The following is a 22,683-nucleotide window of genomic DNA, read 5'->3' on the forward strand; positions in this document are numbered from 1 at the left end:
CCGCCACGAGAGGAAAACGATGAACAAGCAAGCCCTGCTGGCCGCCGCGCTGGCCACCGTTTGCGCCAGCGCGAGCGCCCATACCCCGACGGCCGACAACGCTGAAAAGGAACGCTGCTACGGCGTCGCCAAGGCCGGCCAGAACGATTGCGGCTCGGCGGACGGCGCGCACGGCTGTTCTTCGCAAGCGAAAACCGACAACGCGCCGACCGAGTGGAAGTGGGTAGCCAAGGGCACCTGCGAGAAACTGGGCGGCAAGACCACGCCGCCGCCAGCGCAATAAGATGGCGGCGCTGCCCGCGTGGGCCGGTGTCGGCCTGCGTGTGCCGCACTACCGTGACTTCCTGGACGGCCGCCCGGCCGTCGGCTGGCTCGAAGTCCACACGGAAAACTACCTGGAGCGCGGCGGCTGGGACGCCCATGTGCTGGCGACGCTGCGGCGCGACTATCCGGTCAGCCTGCACGGCGTCGCCACGGGCCTGGGCAGCGCGCACGGCATCGACGCCGCCCACCTGGCCCGCGTGCGCGAGCTGGTGCGCCGCATCGAGCCGGTGCTGGTCTCCGAGCACCTCAGCTGGACGGGCGTGCCCGGCCGGCACCTGCACGACCTGCTGCCGCTGGCGCTGGACGACGCGATGCTGAACCTGCTGAGCGAGCGGGTGGCGCGCGTGCAGGATGCACTGGGGCGCCAGATCCTGGTCGAGAACGTGTCGAGCTACGTGCGCTTCCACGCCGATACGATGAGCGAGGCCGCTTTCCTGGCCGCGCTGGCGCGCCGCACCGGCTGCGCACTGCTGCTCGACATCAACAACCTGTACGTCAACCAGTGCAACCACGGCGAGGACGCGCAGGCGGCGCTGGCAGCCATCGAGCCTGGGCTCGTCGGCGAGATCCACCTGGGCGGCCACCGCGTCACGCCGGGCGCCGTCATCGACGACCATGGCAGTGCGGTCGCCGAGCCGGTCTGGCAATTGTACGAGGCGGCGCTGCGCCGCTTCGGTGCCGTGCCGACCCTGGTCGAATGGGACAACGACGTGCCGCCGCTGGCGGTGCTGCGGGCGCAGGCGGAGCGGGCCGACCGGCTGGCCGCGGGTCACGCGCCCGCGCGCACGCAGCCATGGCGGCCGAGCCCGTCCGTACAGGCGGCAGCTACGATGCCGGACGGACTGCAACAACGCTTTGCCGCCGCCGTGCTGGAACCGGCGCGCACCGAAGCGGTGGCTGCCGACCTGCGCGCCGCCGACGTTGCCGCCCGCATGGCGATCTACCGGGGCAACCTGCTGGGCAGCTGGCACAAGGCGCTGGCTGCCGCCTATCCCGTGATCGGTCAACTGGTCGGCGCCGAGTTTTTCGCCGCACTGGCCGCCGAGTATGGCGCGGCCCATCCGTCGGCGCAGGGCGACTTGAACGCTTTCGGCGCCGGCTTCGCCGCATTCCTGGAGACCTTCCCGCACGTGGCGGACCTGCCGTACCTGCCCGACATGGCCCGGCTGGAATGGCTGCTGCACCGGGCCCACTACGCGCCCGATGCTCCGGTACTCGACGGTGCGGCCTTTGCCGCGCTGACGCCGGAGCAGTTCGCCGCCACGCGGCTGGTGCCGCATCCGGCCGCGCACGTCTTTACCTCCCCCTGGGCCGTGGTCCCGCTGTGGCTGGCGCACCAGCCCGACGGCGGCATGCCGTTGCCGCAGATCGATGCGCCAAGCAGTGCTCTGGTATGCCGGCCCGGCTGGCGGCCAACCGTGTGGCCGGAGCAAGCGGCCGGGCATGCCATGCTGGCGCGGCTGATGGCCGGGGAGGCGATCGGACCGGCGCTCGATGCCGCGCTGGCACTGGACATGGCTTTCGACATGGGCAGCGCGCTGCGGCACTGGATCGCGGCCGGCGCCTGGAGCGGGCTGCGCCCACCCGAACTTGCCTGAACATGGCGAACACATTCCGTCCCCTGACCTATAATCCGGGATTGGAAATATTGAAAGGATCCGTCATGCAGGCCAGCTCCATCGGCGCGCCGCCCCTGGCCGACGAAGCGATCGCGATCCTGGAAGGCATTTCGGAGGGATTTTTCGCCGTTGCGGCGGACTGGACCTTCACCTATGTCAATCGCCAGGCCGGCCAGTTCCTCGGCGCCGACCCCGGCCACCTGGTGGGCCGCAAACTATCGGACCTCGACGTCGGCCTGCGCGGCAGCGCCTTCGAGGCGCTCTGCCGCACCGCGATGGCCGAGGGCGCGCCGGCCGGGATGACGGCCCGTCATCCGGTGCAGGGCGGCTGGCACGAAATGCGCGTGCAGCCCATGCCTGCGGGATTGGCGGTCTATCTGCGCGACGTGACGGCGCAAGTGCAGGCGGAGCAGGCCTTGCGCGAAAGCGAGCGCACGTTCCGCATGATGGCCGATTCGATCCCGCAGATCGTCTGGATCGTCGAGGCCTCGGGCGAAGCGGTCTACTTCAACCGCCAGTGGCGCAACTACACCGGCGTGCACATCGACTCTTCCACGCCCGCCAGCGTGGCGGGCGAATTCGTGCATCCGGCCGACCGGGAGGCGACGCTCGTCGCATGGGAACGGGCGTACCGGGACGGCGGCGTCTTCCACGTCGAGCATCGCATTCGTTCCCGCGACGGCGACTACCGCTGGTTCCTCGTGCTGGCCGAGCCATATCGCAATTGCGCCGGCGTCATCGAGCGGTGGTTCGGCACGTCGACCGACATCCACGGGCAGAAGATGGCGAAAATGGCGTTGGCGGAGAGCGAGCTGCGCTTCCGGGCGCTGACCAATGCGACCTCGGACGTCGTCTTCCGCATGAGTCCCGACTGGAGCATCATGCACGAGCTGGATGGGCGCGGCTTCCTGAAAACGGCGAGCGGGCTGGGCGAATATCGCATCGAGGACTACGTGGACCCGCAGGACCTGGGCATCGCACGCGCCGCCATCGACGCCGCGATCCGTGGCAAGGCCACGTTCGCGCTGGAACACCGCGTGCTGCGGGCCGACGGCAGCAGTGGCTGGACTTACTCACGCGCGGTGCCGATCCTCGATGACGCCGGCGCGATCCGCGAATGGATCGGCATGGCCAGCGACATCACCGCGCGCAAGGCGGCGGAAGAGCAGTTGCGCGAGGCGGACCGGCGCAAGGACGACTTCCTGGCCATGCTGGGGCACGAACTGCGCAATCCGCTGGCGCCGATCAAGGCCGCGACCCAGCTGCTGCAGACGCGCATGCTGGACGAGCCAGCGATCCTGCGCACCAGCCAGGTCATCGAGCGCCAGATCGGCCACATGACCAACCTGATCGACGAGCTGCTGGACATGTCGCGCGTGTCGAAGAACCTGATCAGGCTCGACAAGATCCCGGTCGATCTGGGCGACGTCGTGCACGACGCTGTCGAGCAGGCCGCGCCGCTGGTGCAGGCGCGCCGACACCAGCTGGACGTCCTGGCGGGCCCGGACGCCATGCTGGTGCTGGGCGACAAGAAGCGTCTTGTCCAGGTCGTGACCAATCTGCTCAACAATGCGGCCAAGTTCACCGACCAGGGCGGCCATATCGCGCTGGCGCTACGCGCCAGTGCCGACGAGGTGCGCATCGAGGTGGCCGACAACGGCATCGGCATGACGCCGGCGATGACGCGCCAGGCATTCGAGCTGTTTGCGCAGGCCGAACTGAGCGCGGACCGGACGATGGGCGGGCTGGGCCTTGGACTGGCACTGGTCAAGAGCCTGGTCGAGCTGCATGGCGGCACCGTCAATTGCCACAGCGACGGCCTGGGCCGGGGCAGCCGCTTCACGATCGTGCTGCCGCGCCTGCACGCGGCCGCGCCGCCCGAACCGGCGCCCGTCGCGCTCGCGCTGCCGGCGCAGCAGGCGCTGCGCATCCTGGTCGTCGACGACAACGTCGATGCGGCGCAGATGCTGGCGATGCTGCTGGAGTCCAGCGGCCACGAGGTCGCCGTCGAGCACTCGCCGAGCCGCGCGTTGCGGCATGCGCTGGCCCGGCCGCCGCAACTGTGCCTGCTCGATATCGGCCTGCCGGAGATGGACGGTTACGAACTGGCCGCGCGCCTGCGCGCGCGCAGCGAGACCGCCGGCGTGGTACTGGTCGCCGTCACCGGCTATGGCCAGGCCAGCGACCGCGAGAAATCGCTGGCCGCGGGCTTCGACCACCACCTGGTCAAGCCCATCGCCATGGACAGGCTGCGCGACATCCTGGCGCAGGTGCGCGGCGGCGCCGGGCCAGCCTGACCATTGCATCGCCTATCGGAAAACCCCGTGTACAAACTGACCGGACGGTGCGCATTGCGGCGCTGCGCGCGGCGCTGGCGACCAGCATCGGTCCTGCAAAGGTCGAGGCATGGAGCCAAGTGGCGCACTTCATCTGGCCACGGCCGGATGAAGTTTCCTGCCTGGGAGGCGCTCCGCTCAGCGCGCGGCCACTTTCGCAGACACCGCCGCCGCGGCGGCCTCGCGCATCATGGCGGCTTCTGCTTGCTTGAAGCGCGCCGTCTCCAGGCCGCGCGCCAGCTGCGCAGCCATGTCCGCCGGGACCTTCTGCTTGAACCACGCCTCCAGTTGCTCCGGCGGCGCGGCGCGCCAGAACAGTTCGGGCGCTTCCTGCGACAGGAACGTCAGCCCGAACGGCGCGTAAGGCTCCAGCAGCGCATCGACGTTCTGCTGGAAGAGGTCCCACGCCAGTCGAGGGTGCTCGTCCACCATCCGCGCCAGCAGCGGCAGGCGGGCCGTACCGGCCTGCTTCGGAATCTCGTCGGAAATCAGCATGGCGCCGACCTTCTGCGCCAGCGCCGGGTCGCGCACCAGCGTCAGCGCCTGGTAATAGCGCCGCAATTCCGTTTCGTTGCGCGCGCCCTTGGCGATACCATGCAGCTGCTCGAACTCGGCGGGCGTAGCGCTCGACGCGACGATCGACATGACCATGAACTGGTCATCCGGCGCGACAGCTTCGCGGTCGGCCACGAACGCGGCGAAGCGCTTGCGCGCCTCGGCCATCGTCGCGGCATCGCCCCAGATGCCGAGCTGGCCGAGCAACGTGCGACGCAGGTTCTGGACGGCGGGCGTGTCGCCCGGACGTAGGTCCCAGCCCAACTGCCGCGCCAACGGCCCGACCAGTTCGCGCGCATACGCCGTGAATGCGGCGTGGCTGGGCGCGCCACGCTGGTACGATTCGAGCGTGGCCAGCACGCCGGCGATCTGCTCCCACGAACGCGGGTTCTGCACGCCGCCCATGGCCCAGGCCAGATCCAGGTAGCTTTGCAGCGGGGCCGCGCCGGCTTGCGCCAACGCCCACTGGTCGTCCAGCATGGCGATCCGGTCGCCATCGGTCAGCGTGGTGAACCTGCTGGTATTGCGTGCCAGCGTGGCCGGGTCATAGGCGACGCGGAAGTAACCGATCGCGTCGGCGTTCACGGTCAGCGTGTCCTGGCAGGTGCCAGCTTCGATCTGCTGCCTCGCCCTGCTCAGGAGCACCGCCTGCGCCGGGCCGCTGCCGCTGCGTACCTGCAGCGGCACGTGCCAGCGGCCCTTGCCTTGGCCTGCCTCCAGTCCCTGCAGCAGGAAGCGCTGCTGCGTCAGCGCGGCGGTGCGCTTGCCGTCCGCGCCGCACGTCGCCGTCACCGACACGAGCGGGAAGCCCGGCTGCGTCGTCCACGACGTGGCGATGGCGCTGATCTTGCCGCCCTTGCCGCCTTTCATGCCGACGGCATCGAGCGCCAGCCACAAGTCGCCGCCGAGCGTGTTCGAATAGGCATGTTTCTTCATGTAGTTGCGGATGCCTTGGCGGAAGTTGTCCGGCCCCATGTAGTTTTCGAGCATGCGCAGCACCGCCTGGCCCTTCCTGTATACGATGGCCGGATCGAAGGAGTTCAACGCATCGAGTTCGTTGACCACGTGCTTGAGGATCGGCTGTGCGCTGGCGCGCGCGTCCGCGGCCATCGCATTTTCCTTGCTCTCGTCCTGCTGCTCCCACCAGCGCCAGGCGGGATTGCGCAGGTCCGTCTCGCGCGCCGCCATCCAGGACGCGAAGCTCTCGTTCAGCCACACCTCATCCCACCAGCCCATCGTCACGAGGTCGCCGAACCACTGGTGCGCCATCTCGTGCGCCTGGATCGAGAACACTTTCTGGCGGGCGTTGAGGGTACTGGACGGCGTGATGAGCAGCGCCTGGTCGTTGTACGTGATCGCGCCCCAGTTTTCCATCCCGCCGCTGAAGCCGCCCGGCAGCGCGATCGACGTCAGCTTGGGCAGCGGATACTTCACGCCGAAGTAGTCATTGAAATCGTCGAGGATCTGTTGTGCCGTCGCCAGCGCGAACCGTCCGCCTTCTTCCTGGCCCTTGACCGTCACGACGTTGAGGTACGTGCCGTTGTGGTCCGCGCCGATCTCGCCCAGGTTCCCGCCTGTGAATTCGACCAGGTAAGTGGGCATCTTCGGCGTTGCGTCGAAACTCGTGGTGGCAAGGGCGCCATCGACCGTACGTGAAGCTTGCGGCATGTTCGAGTACACCGCCCAGCTGGCGGGCACGGTCACCGTCAGCTTGAACACGGCGCGAAACGCCGGCTCGTCCCAGCACGGGAACATGCGGCGCGCGTCGGTGGCCTGGAACATTGTGCTGAGCAGTTCGCCATGGACCCCGTCAGGCGTCTTGTACTGCTGGGCGAACAGGCCCACCGGCTTGGTCTGGATCTTGCCGGTGTAGTCGAACGTGAGCGTGTGGCGGCCGCGCGATGCGGGGGAATGCAGCGTGACGGTGGTGAGCTGCCGTTCGTCGCTGGACGCCACCGCCTTGACAGGCTTGCCGTCGAGTAGGACGTTGCTCAGCTTCTGGTTCAGCGAGTTGAACTGGATGGTCGCAGTGGGCGCCATGACGTCGAGCACGATCGACTCATGTCCGGCAAGGGTGCGCGCAGCGGTATTCGGGGTCAGGGCGATGTCGTACCGGATCGGAACGACGTTCTTGGGCAGCCGCCCAGGCGCTTTGGCGAAGCTGAAGGTGGCTGGCACGGCCGATTGTGCCAGGATAGGGGGCGACGAGAGCGCCGTGGCCACGGCCAAACTCAACAGGCTGATTCGCATTGCGCGTTCCTTGCTCGAAAAACGCCGATGCTACAGCCTTCTTGCTGCATTCGAATCGCTAGAAAGAGCTATGCCGGCGCACCGAAAACGGCGCGCCTGGCGTGGTGCCCGGCATTGCAAGGGTTGCCGGCGCAATCCGCGTTACCGAATCGCTTGCAGAGATAGGGGGGGCAAGCATGGGCAAGGAGGGCAAGCCGGGAGCTACCGGCCACGCCGAGAAGTCGGGCCAGGCGTCCTTAGTGGAATGCCCGCAATACCTTCTGCTCGCCGGTGCGGTCGCCATGCAACCGGCAGGCCTGCTCGGTCGCATCCAGCATGCGCACCAGCTGGGCTTCCTCGCAGCGTTCGAGTTCCTCGTTGGCAACGGCCAGCGCCTGGGCCAGCTTGTTGCGGGCCGTGTGGTACAGGCCGTGATCGTAATGTCCCGTGTTCTTCAACAGGTCTTCCGCGTTCTCGATGACCTGCCGCAGATCGCCGATCAGGCGCTGTTGGGTGACGATTTTGGTGTCGGAGCCTTCCATGATGTTTCCCCGTGTTAGCTGCTGGATTGTAAATATAGCTGCGACAGGGCTGCACGGGTTGCGGCAAATCAAGCCCCGTCGGCACCGCTTTCACCGATGACGACGATGCGCACATCGCCCAGCGTCACCTGCTGGCCGGCGCGGATCTTGGCCGTCTTGCGCAGTTCCTGCTTGCCGTCCACGCGGACCTGACCGCTGGCGACGATCTGCTTGCCGGCACCACCGCTGTCGCACAAGCCAACCACCTTCAGAAGCTGGTTCAGCTCGATGTATTCAGATGTTAATTCAAATTCTACTTTTTGCATTCTATCCTCGTTGAAACTGATCCCGCGCACGCAAAGTTTGACAGGGGAATGTTGTAAATATGTTACTAACTGACGTGCCTATGCGGTGCGCGGGGCGGGCCGTCAGCCGCTCGCGCCCGGTTGCGTCATCGCCAGCGGGACGATCCACTGCTCGAATTGTTCGGCCGTCACGTAACCCAGCGCCAGCGCGGCGTCGCGCAGCGTCGTGCCCTCGTGCTGGGCTTTCTTGGCGATCTGGGCGGCGCGATCATACCCGATGTGAGGCGCCAGCGCGGTCACCAGCATCAGCGAGCGTTCCATCAGCTCGCCGATGCGCTCGCGGTTGGGCTCGATGCCGCGGGCGCAGTGCTCGTCGAAACTGCGCATGCCATCCGCCAGCAGCCGCGCGCTCTGCAGGAAATTATGCGCCAGCAGCGGCTTGTAGACGTTCAGCTCGAAATTGCCGGAAGCGCCGCCCAGCGTGATGGCGACGTCGTTGCCGAACACCTGGCAGCACAGCATCGTCACGGCCTCGCACTGCGTCGGGTTGACCTTGCCCGGCATGATCGAGCTGCCCGGTTCGTTCTCCGGAATCGTGATCTCGCCCAGGCCGGAGCGGGGGCCGGAGGCCATCCAGCGCACGTCGTTGGCAATCTTGAACAATGCGCCGGCCAGCGTCTTCAGCGCGCCGTGCGCGGCCAGCAGGGCTTCGTGCCCGGCCAGCGCGGCAAACTTGTTGTCGGCGCTGCGGAACGGCAGCGCCAGGCGGGAAGCCAGCTCGGCCGCGATGCGCGTCGCGTATTCGGGATGGGCGTTCAGGCCCGTGCCCACGGCCGTGCCGCCGGCGGCCAGTTCCAGCACGGCGGGCAGGGCGTTGGTGAGCGCCCGCTCCGCATGGTCCAGCTGGGCCACGTAGCCGGAGAATTCCTGGCCCAGGGTCAGCGGCGTCGCATCCTGCAGGTGGGTGCGGCCGATCTTGACGATGTCGGCGAACGCCTTTGCCTTGGCGTCCAGCGTGGCGCGCAGCTGGCGCAGCGCCGGCAGCACGTTCGTGGCGACAGCCGTGGCGGCGGCGACGTGGATGGCGGTCGGGAAGATGTCGTTGGACGACTGGCCCTTGTTGACGTCGTCGTTCGGGTGCAGCTTGCGCTCCTCGCCGCGTACACCGCCCAGCAGTTCGGAAGCGCGGTTGGCCAGCACCTCGTTCATGTTCATGTTCGACTGCGTGCCGGAACCGGTCTGCCACACGGCCAGCGGGAATTCTTCGGCGTGTTTGCCGGCCAGCACTTCATCCGCCGCCTGGGTGATGGCGTCCGCCTTCACCGTGTCCAGCACGCCCAGGTCGACATTGACGCGGGCGGCGGCGCGCTTGACCTGGGCCAGCGCGGCAATCAGCTCGGGGGGCATGCGTTCCGTGGAAATGTGGAAGTGGTGCAGCGAGCGCTGCGTCTGCGCTCCCCACAAGCGGTCGGCCGGCACGTCGATGGGGCCGAAACTGTCGCGTTCGATTCTGCTGTCCATGCTGTTCCTTTATTAATGTTGTGTTTTGCTCGTTCCAGTGTAGCGCAGTGAAGAAATTCCGGCGGAGCACTACAAAAATCGCGAATCCGGCCGTAATAGGGTTAAGTCTTACCAGCGGGAAAGAATTTATTGCCATGCCGATCACGTTCAAGCTTCTGCCCCTTGCCGCCCTGGTCCTTGGATTGGGAGCCAACAGCGTTTGCGCCGCCGAGCTGGGCGATGCGACGGTGCGTTCGCACATCGGGCAACCTCTGGTGGCGGATGTGGAACTTGCCGACCTGACGCCGCAGGACCTGGCCGACCTGCAGGCCCGCCTCGCCAGCCGCGACGTGTTCCAGGGGGCGAACGTGCCCATGAATCCGGCGCTGGCCGGTATGACCATCGGCATCGTCAAGCGCGACGCGCGCCGTACGCTGCACCTGACGACCAGCGCTCCGGTCCAGTCGGAACTGCTGCACCTGTATTTCGAGCTGTCCAGCGGGGGACGCCAGAGCGTGCGCGGCGTGACGCTGTGGCTGACGCCGGCGCCGCCCGCGCCGGTACCCCAGCCGACGCGCATCGTGACCGCGCCGCCGGTACCCGTACCCGAGCCCGCTGCCGTGTTGCCGGCACCGGAACCGAAACGACCGGCCACCCGTCCAGGCGGCATCAGCATCCAGCTGGCCGCCGCGGGCGTACCGGGCAAGCAGGCCACGCGCGCCGATGCCGAGTTGCTGGGGGCTGTCGAGCGCGCGTTTGCCGCGCGGGCCGCGAAGCCGGCACCGGTGGTCAAAGCGCCGGCGGAGGAGAAGCACGCCACCGAGCCGGCGACCAAGGATGCCGTCAAGGCCGACAAGCCAGCGGTAACAGAGAAGAAGACGGACAAGCCGGCGCAGACCAAGGCCAAGGCCAAGGCCGAGGCCGAGGCCGAGGCCGAGCCGAAAGACAAGCCAGTGGTGTCGAAGCCGGTAGAGAAGGTGGCCGAGAAACCAGCCGAGAAGCCAGCGGAGAAACCGGTGGCGCAGCGGCCTGAACCGAAGCCGGCGCCCGCCAAGGCGGCGCAGCCTGTGGAAGACAAGGCCATGCTGAAGAAGCTGGCCGAGCTGGAAGCCAAGCTGAAAACCTTGCAGAGCATGGTAAAGAGTTCCCAAGTGGCGGCACCCGCGGCTGCGCCGGTAGCGGCACCAGTCGCGCCGAAAGCCGCCGCAGCGGCACCGCCCGCGGCGCCGGCGCTGCCGGTCGCGGAAGCGCCCGGCCGTACTGCCGCCGGCAAGATCACCGATGCCCGGAGCTCTACGGAAGCGAAGCCGAAGAGCGAGGCGCATCCGGCCGTGGCAACGGTGGAGGAGCCCGTCGCCGCCCAGCCGGCGCATGCCAAACCGGAGGCCAAGGCCGCCGAGCCGAAGCCGGCACCGGCGCCAGTGGAGGAGCCCGTCAAGGACAAGAAGATGTCGCGCCCCAAGGTGCTGACGATGATCGCCGGCGGCAGCATGGCGCTGCTGGCGGTGCTGGGCGTCATCATCCACTTCGTTCGGCGCCGCAACGCCAAGAACGCGAAGGCACAGATCAAGGTATGGCAGAGCTGGCGCAAGAAGGCAATCGCCGAGGCGGCCGCTGCGGAGGAGGATGGCCCAGAAGCGGAATCGGCGGAGGCCGCAGCCGAGGCAAAAGCCGCGTGATGCCGCGCGGGCAATAAAAAAAAGCGCCCGGCGGGCGCTTTTTTTTGGAAGGAGGGAACTTAGCCGTTCAGCCGGCCCATCCATGGTTCGGTCACGTCGCGCACGGCGCGGTCGTTGGCGAGAATCTGCTTGAGCAGGTCGATCTTGCGCTGGCGTGCCGCGCCTTCCAGCTTGGTCACGCCGCCGATGGCCGGCACCGCAGCCGCAGCGCACTGATTCTCCAGCCGGTCCAATGCGTCGAAGTCGCCGATCTGCGCCGCCACCGCCATCTTGCCCGTCAAGCCGGCAATGTTTTCGTACATGGAGAGAACTTCGGTGGAGGTCATGGCTAGCCTTCAAAAACGTCGATGGAGTACCGCTTGTCTGGATTAACGTCAGGCCTTGGCGGAACTTTAGGGTTTTTGAAAAAATTTTTTGAATTATTTTCGGGCTTGCCTTTTAGGCATTGAAAGGGGCACGCGCAGGGCGGGACGGCCTCGCGCCGAGGCGGCAGCCGGAGTGCGCTTTGTCATCCCGGCATGCTATAGAAAACCCTTGTTAGCGGAACATCTCTTCCAGGCCCGCGCTCAGCTCGTCCAGGGGCGGCATCTCGTCCAGCAGCAAGTCGGGATCGAGGCCGATCGCCTGAGCCACGTCGCGCGGCAGGGACGCGGCCAGTTGCTCGCCGGTTTTTTCCTCCAGCAGCGCACGGGCGCGCCACGCACCCAGGTGCACGACGGCGGCCAGCCGGTCCACGGAAGGATGCGCCAGCGGTGCGGGGATGGCCTCGATCGCGTCCGAGAAGATGGCCGGGAATTGCCAGCGGCGCGCCAGCTCCGCGCCCACGTCCGCATAGCCGAACCCGAACGCTGCCTTTTCCACGTCGAGGCGGCGCGCGTCCAGCGGTGGCGTATCGCGGTCGAGCGCCTGGGCCTGGTCCGGGATGGCCGAATGGATCAGCAGCTCGCCGATCGCATGCATCATGCCGATGGTGAACGCCAGCTCCTGGTTGTCGCGTGTCTTGCGGGCGATCCATTTGGCGGCAACGGCCGTATGCATGCTGTAGCGCCAGAACTGCTGCAGATCCAGCCCCCTCACGGCCTTGAAACCGTTGACCAGCCCGGAACTGATGACGAGCGTACGTACCGCAACGAAGCCCAGCATCAGCACGGCATCCTCGACGGTGCCGATGCTGCGCGACACATTGTAGTAAGCCGAGTTCGCCAGACGCAGCAGCTTGGCGCTCAGCACCGGGTCCAGCGCGACTTTCTTCGCCACGTCCTCGGTCGAGACCGAGGCCTTGTCGAAGCTCTGGATCAGGTCTTGCACGACCTTGGGCGCTGTCGGCAACGCGGTCGGGTTATCGAACAATTCCTGCAGTGTCATCGCGCGTCTCCTGTCTTCGATGTTGCCGTACGTGAATATTTAACTGAACTATATAGGGAATCCGAGTCCGGCAGAAGCAGTTTATGCCTGGAGGTGGCAAGATGCTTCCAGCCGCGCAGTATCACTTTACAGCGGTCTGTCGGCCCATGGCGCAGCCTGTCGCACACGGCCGCCGGCCAGCCCGCCGATACGCTACAGTGCAAGCTGGCTTCCTGCGCCTCATGCGCTCCTCATCAACCGGATTTCTTCGATGTCTGTCATCCCCGCTTTTTCCCGCCGCCGGGCGTGCCTGTCCCTGGCCGCGCTGGCGCTCTGTACCGCCTTGTCGGTCGCCTCCGCCACCGCTTCCAGCCAGGTCCTGCCCGGCGACGATTTCTATGCTTATGCCAACGGTGACTGGCTGGCCGCGACGACCATCCCGCCGGACCGGGACGGCTGGGGTGCCGACTATGCGGTCAGCGCCGAAACCGACCGGCGCGTCGCGCGCCTGATTGAGCAGGCCAGTGCGCGCGAAGCGACGGGCGACGTGCGCCGCGTCGTCGATTACTATCGCGCGTTCATGGACGAAGCCGGTATCGAGGCGCGCGGCACGGCACCGCTGCGGCCGCTGCTGGAGGAGATCGCCGCCATCCGCGACCGCCACCAGCTGGCCCGGGCGTTGGGCGCGAGCCTGCGCGCCGATGTCGATCCATTGAACGCCACCAACTTCCAGACCGAGAATCTGTTCGGCCTGTGGGTCGCCCAAGGCCTGACGGATCCGGACAACTATGTGCCGTACCTGCTGCAGGGCGGGCTGGGCCTGCCGGACCGCTCGTACTACCTGGAGCGGGGCGCGCGCATGGCGCAGCTGCGCCGCGCCTACCATGGCCATGTCGCCAGCATGCTGCGCCTGGCCGGGTATGCGGACACGCAGGCGCGCGCGGCCCGTGTGGTCGAGCTGGAACGGCAGCTGGCGCGCGCCCATGCGTCGCGCGAAGCCTCGGCGGACGTGCAAAAGGCCAATAATCCGTGGACGGCGCGCGATTTTGCCACCCGGGCGCCCGGCATGGACTGGCCGGCCTTCTTCGACGCGGCCGGGCTGGCCGGGCAGCCGCGGTTCATCGTCTACCATCCGGGCGCGGTCAAGGGCGCGGCCGCCTTGGTGGCGCAGGCGCCGCTGCAGGCCTGGCGCGACTGGCTCGCCTTTCATGCCGTCAACCGGTATGGCGGGAAGCTGCCGCGCGCTTTTGTCGAGCAGCGCTTCGCGTTCTATGGCCGCACGCTGGAGGGCACGCCGCAGCTGTCCGAGCGCCGCCGCCGCGCCCTGGCCGCCGTCAACGACGCGTTGCCGGAAGCGGTCGGCAGGATGTACGTGGAAACCCATTTCCCGCCCGAGGCGAAGGCGCGGGTACAGCAAATGGTCGGCAATATCGTGGCCGCGTTCCGCCGCCGCATCGAGCAGCTGGACTGGATGGCCCCTTCGACCAAGCGTGAAGCGCAGGCCAAGCTGGACGCGCTCTACGTGGGCGTCGGCTACCCGGAGAAATGGATGGGCTACGAGGGCCTGGTGATCCGTCCCGACGACGCCTTCGGCAACGCCGTGCGCAGCGAGCAGTTCCACTACCGCCGCCAGCTGGCCAAGCTGGGCACGAAGGTGGACCCGACCGAGTGGTCGATGCCGCCGCAGGAGGTCAATGCCGTCAACATGCCGATGCAGAACGCGCTGAACTTCCCGGCCGCGATCCTGCAGCCGCCGTATTTCGATCCGGACGCCCCCGATGCACGCAACTATGGCGGCATCGGCGCGACGATCGGCCACGAGATCAGCCACAGCTTCGACGACCAGGGCGCCCAGTTCGATGCGAAAGGGCGCCTGCGCGACTGGTGGACGCCGGCGGACGCGGCCCACTTCAAGCGGGCCTCGGCCCGGCTGGTGGCGCAATACGACGCCTACCGCGCGTTTCCCGACCTGAAGCTGAACGGCCAACTGACCTTGTCGGAGAACCTGGCCGACCTGGCCGGGCTGGCCGCCGCGCTGGACGGGTTCCACGCCTCGCTGGGGGAAGGCAACGCGACCGCGGCGGCCGACCGCGAGTTCTTCCTGGGCTATGCGCAGAGCTGGCGCAGCATGACGCGCGAGGCGGCGCTGCGCAACGAGATCGCCACGGACGGCCACGCGCCGCCGAAATGGCGCACTTATACCGTGCGCAATCTGGACGCCTGGTACCGCGCCTTCGACGTGCAGCCGGGCCAGGCCCTGTACCTGCCGCCGGAACAGCGCGTACGGGTCTGGTAACCCGGCCGTGGAAGTTATCGCTTCTCAATGTTAGGAAACGTACGGACGGAAACACTTGCTGTCCGTATCATTTACTCAACGACTCGCGCTACGCAGCGCAAGCCGCAAAAGGCGCGGACCGCCGTGGTCCGCAGGCCGCAACATTGAGGAGTTTGACCATGAACAGCGATCAGATCAAAGGCAAGGCAAAGGAAATCGGCGGCAAGGTGCAGGAAGAGGCCGGTGAGCTGGTGGGCAGCTCGAAGCAGCAGGCCAAGGGCCTGAAAAACCAGGCTGAAGGCAAGCTGCAGAAGAAGGTGGGCGACGCCCGCGAAGCCGTGGATGACGCACTGGACGACGATTCGACGATCGACCGCGGCAACCGCATGTAAGGTGGCCCAGGCCGCAATGAAAACAGCCGCGTTTGCGGCTGTTTTTGTTGGTGCTGTTGCTGTTGGGGTCTGTCCCCGGTAAGTGATGGCCGACGAGGCAGCCACTCGCGTGTCCAGGGGACTGACCCCGGTTTTCATCGCTGACGCATGCGTACCGGCGGTTTGGCGCAACCGATGATGTAAGGTCGCTGCCGAAAACCGGGGTCAGTCCCCTGGCAGGGCCTGCGACCTTCGTTACCGCCGTCACTTACCGGGGACAGACCCCAAGCCCTCAAGCGCCGCCGTCAGTCCGACTCCGGCCGCAGGTTCTTGCGGAAGAACGCATCGATATACTTCTGCACGTGCCGCTTCTGCGCCGGGTTCGACACCCCGTGCTTGGCGCCCGGGTAGGTCATCAGTTCGAACTGCACGCCGCGGTTGACCAGCGCGTCGATCATCTTGGTGCTGTTGGTGAACAGCACATTGTCGTCCGCCATGCCGTGGATCAGCAGCAGCTTGGATTTGAGCCCGTCCACGTGGGCAAATACCGTGCTGTCCCGGTAGCCTTCCGGATTGTCGGCCGGGCGGTCCATGAAGCGTTCCGTGTAGTGCGTGTCGTACAGCTTCCAGTCCGTCACCGGCGCGCCCGACACGCCTGCCGCGATCTTGTCCGAAGCCTGCGACAGCAGGCGCAGCGTCATGAAGCCGCCATAGCTCCAGCCATACACGCCGATGCGTTTCGGGTCCACGAAGCCCTGCTTGCCCAGCCACTCGATGCCGGTCAGCTGGTCTTCCACCTCGACCTTGCCGAGGTTGCGGTAGATCGCGTCGGCGAACACGCGTTCGCGCCGTGACGAGCCGCGGTTATCCAGGCGGAACACCACATAGCCCTGCTGCGCCATGTACTGGTCGAACGTGTCGCCCCAGCGGCGCGTCACGTGCTGCGCGCCCGGGCCGCCGTAGGTGGACAGGTAGACCGGGTACTTCTTGGCCGCATCGAAGCGGTACGGCTTGATCATCGACCAGTACAGGGTCTGGCCATCCTTCGCCTTGAGCGTGCCGTACTCGGTCGGCAGGTGATCGGACTTGTACTTGTAGTAGGGATGGGACGGCGTAACCTCGTTATGCTGCAGCCACGTCACCATCGAACCGTCCGGCTTGCGGATGGAGACCTGGGGCGGGTTGGCCGGATCGGACCACGTGTCGACGAACACCTCGCCGTTGCGGGCGAAGCTGGTCTCGTGCCAGCCGTCCGCCTGCGTCACGCGCTTGGGCTGCGCGGCCGTGCTGCCATCGAGCTTGACGACGTAGGCCTGCTTGTCCGGAATCGCGTCCTTGTTCGACGCGAAGTAGACCTTGCCGGCCTTTTCGTCCAGCGCCAGCAGGTTGTCGACGCGCCAGTCGCCCTGCGTCAGCGCATGCTTCACCTTGCCGTTCATGTCGAACAGGTACAGGTGATTGCGCCCGCTGCGCTCGGACGCCCACACGAAGCCGGAACCGTCGGCCAGGAAGCGCAGGTCGTCGTTGATGCGGGTCCAGGTGCTCGCCGTTTCCGTCACCAGCACGCGCTGCGCCAGGGTGGCCGCGTCCACGGCGATCAGCTCGAGCTTCTTCTGGTCGCGCGTCTGGCGCTGGAACACCAGCTGGCGGCTGTCGGCCGTCCAGTCGGCGCGCACCAGGTAGATGTCCTGGTCCGGGCCCAGGTCCACCTCGCGCGTGGCCCCGGTGCTTGGCGAGACGATGCGCAGGCCGACGATGGCGTTCTTGTCGCCGGCGGCCGGATAGCGTTGCTCGACGACGTCGGTGCGGTCGGCATAGATCTCGAAGCGGCGCGCCACCGGCACTTGCGCCTCGTCATAGCGGCGGTAGGCGATGGCCGAGTCGTCCGGCGCCCAATAGTAGCCGGTGAACTGGTGCATCTCCTCCTGCGCCACGAATTCCGCCTCGCCGTTGTGCAGCGTGCCCTTGCCGTCCGTCGTCAGGGCCTTTTCCTTGCCAGTGGCCAGGTCGATCACGTACAGGTTCTGGTCGCGCACGAACGACACGTATTTGCCCTTGGGCGAGATCTTCGGATCCGTCACGTTGCCCGAGGCGACCAGCCGCGCGGCATCGGGCTTGGCGACGTCGATCAGGTACAGGTTGCCGGCGATCGGCACCAGGAGGCGCTTGCCGTCCGGCGACCAGCTGTAGCTGATGATGCCTTTCAGGCTGGCGGTGCGCTCGCGCTCGCGGCGGGCCTTCTCCGCATCCGACAGGTTCTCGCTCGGTACCAGCGTCTTCGAGTCGACCAGGCGGCGGGTCGACTTGTCCTTCATGTTGAACTCCCACAGGTCCAGCTGGAACTGGTTGTCCTCGCGGCCGCGCAGGAACGTCACGCGCGCGCCATCGGGCGCGACCTTCAGCGCGCGCACGCCGGGGCCGGCCAGCGCGGGATCGTCATAGATGCGGTCGAGGGTGAGACGCTCGGCCGATGCCGAGCCGGCGGCCAGCAGGGCCAGGAAGCTGAGTATGAAGCGCATGGGTGAACAAAATATGGATGAGTGAGGACCGCGAGACAATACCAGACTCGGCCCCCGCTGACCACGCGCGAACGTTCGTATTACAGCCCGCTGTGCCGACTATTGTTCGGCGCCCGCCAGCGCGCGCCGCTGCGACAGCCGCAGCAGGTAGGTCGACAGCAGCACGGCCGCCACCGTCAGGCCCAGCACCAGGCCGATCCAGAAGCCGGCGGCCGACATCGGCGTGGCCGGGGCGAACGGAATCCACTGCGGCGCCAGGCCCAGCACGCAGCCCAGCGGCAGGGCCACGCCCCAGAACGCGATCAGCTGGATCACCATCGGCGCGCGCGTCACCTTGTAGCCGCGGATGGCGCACGATGCCGCCACCTGCGCCGCGTCGGACAGCTGGAACAGCGCGGCGAACAGCAGCAGGTGCGCGCACAGCTCGCGCACGGCCGGGTCGGACGTGTAGATGGCCGCGATCTGGTGCCGGAACAGCGCGATGAACACGGCCGACAGCACGGCGAAGCCGACCGACATCGACAGTCCGACGATGGAGGCGAAGCGCGCCCGCTGCGGATTGCCTTCGCCCAGCGCCTGGCCCACGCGCGCGATCATGCCGATGCCGAACGAGAGCGGCACCATGAACGTCAGCGACGAGAAGTTCAGCGCGATCTGGTGCGCCGACACGGTGACGACGCCGAAGCGCGCGATCAGCAGGCTGACGGCGCCGAACACGGAGACCTCGGCGAAATAGGTGACGCCGATCGGCACGCCCAGTTTGAGCATGCTCCAGATCTCCGGCCAGTGCGGCCATTCCCAGCGCGTGAACGGGTAGGTCTGGCGGTAGGCCGGTGCAATGCGCACCCAGACCAGCATCGCCAGCAGGTCGAACCAGACGACGGCGGCGGTGGCGATGGCGCAGCCCAGCGCGCCCATCTTGGGCGCGCCGAAGTGGCCGAACACCAGCACCCAGTTTATCGCCACGTTGAGCAACAAGCCCAGGATGGCGATCACCATCACGGGCTTGGTGTGGTTGATGCTGGCGCTGTAGCCGTACAGCGCGCGGTAGGCGGCGAACGGTATCAGGCCGACGCTGATGATGTGCACGAACATCGAAGCGCGCGCGTTCACTTCCGGCTCCAGGTACAGGTGGTCGAACAGCAGCGTGGACAGGTTGGCCAGCAGCGCCGCGATCAGGCCGACGCCGGCCGCCTTCCACAGGGCCTGGCGCACCGTGTGCGGAATCCGCTCGAAGGCGCCGGCGCCCACCTCGTGTGCGACCACGGTATTAATCGCCATCATGGTGCCGCTGACGGTGAGCAGGACGATCGACCAGACCGAGGCGCCCAGCGACACGGCGGCCAGTTCGGCCGCGCTGGTGTGGCCCGTCATCGCCACGTCCGCCGCCGCCATGCCGACGGTGGCCAGCTGGCCGACCAGCACGGGCCAGGCCAGCTGCCACAGGCTGTAGGCTTCGCGGCGGATATTGGGGAGCGTGAACGAGTAAGGCATGGGGCATCGGTGACTGGACAGGGACATGATTTTACCCATTCGGCGCGATCCGTGGCGGCCGCGCCGCGGCGCCGCCCTTGCGGTCGCGGTAGGAATTTGTTACAACGCCGCGTCCACGCGTGGCGCGACTGCCGCGTTCTGTGCCTGTCACCCATAACAATACCGATGGAGTTCCTGATGAAACGCCTGTTCGCCGCGCTTGCCACCACCACGCTGCTGTCCCATGTCGCCCACGCCGGGGAGTTGACCCTGTACGAGCGCCACGGCTTCCGCGGCAACGAGGTCACCTTGCGCAACGACGCTTCGGACTTCCGCGATTTCGGCTTCAACGACCGCGTGTCCAGCATCGTCGTCCATTCCGGCGCCTGGGAAGTGTGCGAACACAAGAATTTCGGTGGCCATTGTGCCGTGTTCCGTCGTGGCGAATACGCGCGCCTGGAAGGCTTCAACAACAGCATTTCGTCGGCGCGCGAAGTGCAGATGCGCGGCGGCTGGCGCGACCGCGACGGCGACGGCCGTGACGACCGCCGCGAAGGCTGGAACGAAGGCGCGCGCGAAGGCCGGGACGACTGGCGCGACGGCGACCGCGGCGGCCGCCGCGACGATACCCGCCGCTGGGGTGGCCAGCGCGAGGCCGTCGTGCTGTATGCGGGCCAGGGCTTCGAAGGCCGCGCGGTCGGCATCAACGGCGACGTGCGCACGCTGAACGACGCCAGCTTCAACGACCGTGCCGGTTCGCTGATCATCCGCGAGGGCACCTGGCAGCTGTGCGAGCATGCCGACTTCCGCGGCCAGTGCCTGGTGTTCGGGCCGGGCCGCTACGAATACCTGGAAGGCCTGAACAACCGCCTGTCGTCACTGCGCCGGGTGCGCTGAAACACCAGCCGTTTTGTTGTAACCTATGCTCTTCAGGAGCCTGACCTGGAGAGCATATCGTGGAATACAAGGACTACTACGCGACGCTGGGCGTGCCGAAGACGGCCAGCGACGACGACATCAAGAAGGCCTACCGCAAGCTCGTGCGCAAGTACCATCCGGACGTGAGCAAGGAAGCCAACGCGGATGCGAGAACGAAGGAACTGAACGAAGCCTACGGCGTGCTGGGCGACCCGGAAAAGCGTGCCGCCTACGACGAACTGGGCAAGGCGCCGCGCGGCGCCGCCGGCCAGGGCTTTCGCCCGCCGCCCGGCTGGGGCGCCGGCTTCGAATCTTCCGGCGCCGACGACAGCGACTTCTTCAAGGACCTGTTCGCCCACGTGGGCGGGCGGCGCCGCCACACCGTCCACTCGCGCGGCGAAGACAGCCACGCCACCATCCGCATCACCCTGCAGGAGAGCTACCACGGCGCCACCCGCACCGTGACCCTGCGTGTGCCGGAACACGACCGCCAGGGCCGCGTGATCACGCGCGAACGCACGCTCGACGTCACCATCCCGAAAGGCGTCACGGCCGGCCAGCAATTGCGGCTGGCGGGGCAGGGCCAGCCCGGCGCGGGCGGCGGCGCCGCCGGCGATGTGTACCTGGAAATCGAGTTCGCGCCGGATGCGCGCTACCGCATCGACGGTCGCGACGTGCACGAGACGGTGCCGGTGGCACCGTGGGAAGCGATGCTGGGCGCGCAGATCGACGTGCCCACGCCGTCCGGCCGCGTGACCGTGACGGTGCCGCCAGGCTCGCAGACGGGCCGCAAGCTGCGCCTGAAGGGCCGCGGCATTCCCGCCGCCGGCTCGGCCACGGCGGGCGACCTGTACCTGGTGCTGGAAGTGGCGCTGCCGCCGGCCGACACGGCCGGCGCGCGCGCGCTGTACGAACAGATGGCACGCGAACTGAAGTTCGACCCGCGTGCCCGCTTGGGGAGCTAAGCCATGGAAAGGGAAACTCTGATCCGCGGCGTGCTGCTGGAAGACGCTGCGCTGACACTGGAAGAACTGGCGTGCGCCTGCGCCGTCGAGCCGGACTGGATCGTGCAGCGGGTCCGCACCGGCATCCTGCTGGGCGGCAGCGAGGCCGCGCCGGAAACATGGCGCTTCACCAGCGTGGACCTGGTGCGCGCGCGCCGGCTGCTGCAGGTGGAGCGCGATTTCGACGCGAACGAGGAGGTGGCCGCGCTGGTGGTCGATCTCACCGAGGAGATCCGGCGGCTGCGGCGGATGCTGGGGTCAGTCCCTGCAAGGGACTGACCCCGAAGTCTGGCTGAACCGCCAGCGTGGCACAAACACCGGTGTCAGGCACCTGTCTTGGGGCCGCAGGGCCCCAAGACAGGTGCCTGACACCACGGGTCTAGCGAGCGTCCCAGCAAAGCCAGGAAACACCGGTGTCAGGCACCTATCTCGGGGTCGGAAGACCCCGAGATAGGTGCCTGACACCACGGGTCATCAACGCTGATCGTCCACGTCCCCACCACGGGAGCCGCCACCGCCCGACTGCCGGCTGCCCACGTCATCGACATCGTGCCCGCGCTCGCCGCCAGCCCCCTGCATCCCCAGGTGGCGGTCGGCCTGCTCGTTGTCAGTGCGGTTGTTCGGCGTGGTCTGGTTGCCGCTGCCGCCTTGCGTGTTGGCCGACTTGTCGGACTGCTGGTTGCTGCCGCGGTTGCCCATGCCGGTGCGCTCGCCGCCCATCTGCGTGCCCGCGTCCAGGCCCAGGTCGTCGCTTGATGCCTGCAGGTTGCCGCTGGCATCGCCGTTGCGGCTTGGCGTATCGGACTGCATGGACCCCTCGTTGCCGCCCATGCCGCCGCGGCCCGTCATGCCGCTCTGGCCCGTGCCCACATTGTGCAGGTCGCCACCCCGTTCGCCGCCCATGCCGCCCGAGTGCTGGCCGCCGTGGCCGTGACCCTGGTGGTTCTTGTCGACGTGCGACTGCTGGCTTTGCGACTGGTCCTGCGATTGCCGGCTGCCCGGACCGCCTTTCTGGTCCTGCACGCGGCTCAGCGCATCGCGGCTGCCCGGGCCACCCTGCAGGCCCTGGCCGGAGCCCTGCTGGTTTTCCGGCCCGCCCTGCAGCTTCTCGGCGATGTCGCCGGACTGGCTGCCCGACTGGTTGGTCGACATCTGGTTGCCCGAAGGCTGGCTGCCGACGCCGCCCTGGCCCTGCGGCGAGCCGCCGAGATAGTCGGACTGGCCGGACTGGTTCCCGCCTCCCTGTGCACTCTGCTGGCTGGCGCCGCCTTGCTGGGTGCCTTGCTTGTTGCCTTGCTTATTGCCTTGATTAATGCCTTGGCCGCTCTGGCCGCCTGCTGTGCCCGACGGCGTACCGCGAATGCCGTCCTGTGCGCCTTCACCACCGATCGATTGGTCCGTTGCCATGTCCATTCCTCCCGAGCTGCCGGCGGCGCTGCTCTGCAGGTTGCCGCCGTGGTTGCCGATATTCGGTTCGCGGTTGACCGCGGGGTTGTCGTTGGCCTGGATGCCGGCCGCATGATTGCCGCTTTCGGCCTTGTAGCCCGCATCCTCCGCTTTTCCCGAGTGATAGTTGCCGCCGACCTTGTCCAGATTGTTCGTCATGTCATCTCCTTGTTTGCATGGTCGTTGCGGGGCGGCGCGCGCCCCGGCAGAGGTCCATGCTAGGCCGCGCGATGGCCGGGGAGAGTAGGCGCACGCGCCGTGCCGC

General features: G+C 67.4%; 18 protein-coding genes. 9 read left to right on the forward strand and 9 right to left on the reverse strand.

Annotated features, from left to right (window positions below; genetic code table 11):
* The first annotated feature begins 19 nt into the window (after positions 1 to 19).
* The 3 genes from E7V67_006050 (at position 20) to E7V67_006060 (ending at position 4,240) form a co-directional block, all read left to right on the forward strand.
* Entirely contained in the window at positions 20 to 283 is a 264-nt protein-coding gene (locus E7V67_006050; protein WUR14667.1) for a DUF2282 domain-containing protein, read from the forward strand.
* Position 284: 1 nt separating this feature from the next.
* Positions 285 to 1,922 carry a DUF692 family protein gene (locus E7V67_006055; protein ID WUR14668.1) on the forward strand — a complete coding sequence of 546 codons (1,638 nt, stop codon included), beginning with the start codon at positions 285 to 287 and terminating at the stop codon, positions 1,920 to 1,922.
* A 65-nt stretch (positions 1,923 to 1,987) separates the two neighbouring features.
* Positions 1,988 to 4,240 carry a PAS domain S-box protein gene (locus E7V67_006060; GenBank protein WUR14669.1) on the forward strand — a complete coding sequence of 751 codons (2,253 nt, stop codon included), beginning with the start codon at positions 1,988 to 1,990 and terminating at the stop codon, positions 4,238 to 4,240.
* Between the two features lie 177 nt (positions 4,241 to 4,417).
* Here E7V67_006060 and E7V67_006065 read toward each other — a convergent pair whose 3' ends face one another.
* From E7V67_006065 to fumC, 4 genes are all read right to left on the reverse strand, one after another.
* Positions 4,418 to 7,084: a M1 family metallopeptidase gene (locus E7V67_006065; GenBank protein WUR14670.1), complete on the reverse strand. Its 2,667-nt coding sequence runs from the start codon at positions 7,082 to 7,084 to the stop codon at positions 4,418 to 4,420.
* Positions 7,085 to 7,320: 236 nt separating this feature from the next.
* The gene (locus tag E7V67_006070; GenBank protein WUR14671.1) at positions 7,321 to 7,605 is read right to left on the reverse strand and encodes a hypothetical protein; all 285 of its coding nucleotides are present in this window, start codon (positions 7,603 to 7,605) and stop codon (positions 7,321 to 7,323) included.
* A 68-nt stretch (positions 7,606 to 7,673) separates the two neighbouring features.
* The gene (locus E7V67_006075) at positions 7,674 to 7,910 is read right to left on the reverse strand and encodes an RNA-binding S4 domain-containing protein (protein ID WUR14672.1); all 237 of its coding nucleotides are present in this window, start codon (positions 7,908 to 7,910) and stop codon (positions 7,674 to 7,676) included.
* Positions 7,911 to 8,012: 102 nt separating this feature from the next.
* Positions 8,013 to 9,410 carry a class II fumarate hydratase gene (gene fumC, locus E7V67_006080; GenBank protein WUR14673.1) on the reverse strand — a complete coding sequence of 466 codons (1,398 nt, stop codon included), beginning with the start codon at positions 9,408 to 9,410 and terminating at the stop codon, positions 8,013 to 8,015.
* 134 nt (positions 9,411 to 9,544) lie between these two features.
* On the opposite strand from fumC, the gene E7V67_006085 reads away from it, so the two are divergent.
* Positions 9,545 to 11,068 carry a hypothetical protein gene (locus E7V67_006085; GenBank protein ID WUR14674.1) on the forward strand — a complete coding sequence of 508 codons (1,524 nt, stop codon included), beginning with the start codon at positions 9,545 to 9,547 and terminating at the stop codon, positions 11,066 to 11,068.
* A gap of 59 nt (positions 11,069 to 11,127) precedes the next feature.
* Here the strand turns inward: E7V67_006085 and E7V67_006090 are convergent, their stop codons facing one another.
* Positions 11,128 to 11,370, reverse strand: a complete 243-nt coding sequence (locus E7V67_006090; protein WUR14675.1) for a flagellar protein FliT — start codon at positions 11,368 to 11,370, stop codon at positions 11,128 to 11,130.
* A gap of 235 nt (positions 11,371 to 11,605) precedes the next feature.
* Positions 11,606 to 12,433, reverse strand: coding sequence for an HDOD domain-containing protein (locus tag E7V67_006095; protein ID WUR14676.1), 828 nt, complete (start codon positions 12,431 to 12,433; stop codon positions 11,606 to 11,608).
* 250 nt (positions 12,434 to 12,683) lie between these two features.
* On the opposite strand from E7V67_006095, the gene E7V67_006100 reads away from it, so the two are divergent.
* A complete protein-coding gene (locus tag E7V67_006100) occupies positions 12,684 to 14,708 on the forward strand; it encodes a M13 family metallopeptidase (protein WUR14677.1) in 2,025 nt (674 codons plus the stop codon).
* Positions 14,709 to 14,866: 158 nt separating this feature from the next.
* Positions 14,867 to 15,079: a CsbD family protein gene (locus E7V67_006105; GenBank protein ID WUR14678.1), complete on the forward strand. Its 213-nt coding sequence runs from the start codon at positions 14,867 to 14,869 to the stop codon at positions 15,077 to 15,079.
* Between the two features lie 284 nt (positions 15,080 to 15,363).
* On the opposite strand, the gene E7V67_006110 is transcribed toward E7V67_006105, so the two are convergent.
* On the reverse strand, positions 15,364 to 17,577 hold the full coding sequence (locus E7V67_006110; GenBank protein ID WUR14679.1) for a S9 family peptidase: 2,214 nt from the start codon (positions 17,575 to 17,577) through the stop codon (positions 15,364 to 15,366).
* A gap of 99 nt (positions 17,578 to 17,676) precedes the next feature.
* Positions 17,677 to 19,071 (reverse strand): MATE family efflux transporter, encoded by a 1,395-nt coding sequence (locus E7V67_006115; GenBank protein ID WUR14680.1) that lies wholly within the window; start codon positions 19,069 to 19,071, stop codon positions 17,677 to 17,679.
* A 177-nt stretch (positions 19,072 to 19,248) separates the two neighbouring features.
* Here E7V67_006115 and E7V67_006120 point away from each other — a divergent pair, with 177 nt between their 5' ends.
* The 3 genes from E7V67_006120 to E7V67_006130 are packed head-to-tail and all read left to right on the forward strand — an operon-like array spanning position 19,249 to position 21,251.
* Positions 19,249 to 19,947 carry a beta/gamma crystallin-related protein gene (locus E7V67_006120; protein ID WUR14681.1) on the forward strand — a complete coding sequence of 233 codons (699 nt, stop codon included), beginning with the start codon at positions 19,249 to 19,251 and terminating at the stop codon, positions 19,945 to 19,947.
* Between the two features lie 59 nt (positions 19,948 to 20,006).
* Positions 20,007 to 20,933 (forward strand): DnaJ C-terminal domain-containing protein, encoded by a 927-nt coding sequence (locus E7V67_006125; GenBank protein WUR14682.1) that lies wholly within the window; start codon positions 20,007 to 20,009, stop codon positions 20,931 to 20,933.
* Between the two features lie 3 nt (positions 20,934 to 20,936).
* The gene (locus tag E7V67_006130) at positions 20,937 to 21,251 is read left to right on the forward strand and encodes a chaperone modulator CbpM (GenBank protein WUR14683.1); all 315 of its coding nucleotides are present in this window, start codon (positions 20,937 to 20,939) and stop codon (positions 21,249 to 21,251) included.
* Positions 21,252 to 21,446: 195 nt separating this feature from the next.
* Here E7V67_006130 and E7V67_006135 read toward each other — a convergent pair whose 3' ends face one another.
* Positions 21,447 to 22,577: a hypothetical protein gene (locus E7V67_006135; GenBank protein WUR14684.1), complete on the reverse strand. Its 1,131-nt coding sequence runs from the start codon at positions 22,575 to 22,577 to the stop codon at positions 21,447 to 21,449.
* Between the last annotated feature and the right edge of the window lie 106 nt (positions 22,578 to 22,683).

The organism is [Empedobacter] haloabium (genome assembly GCA_008011715.2).
GTDB classification, from domain to species: domain Bacteria; phylum Pseudomonadota; class Gammaproteobacteria; order Burkholderiales; family Burkholderiaceae_D; genus Rugamonas; species Rugamonas haloabia.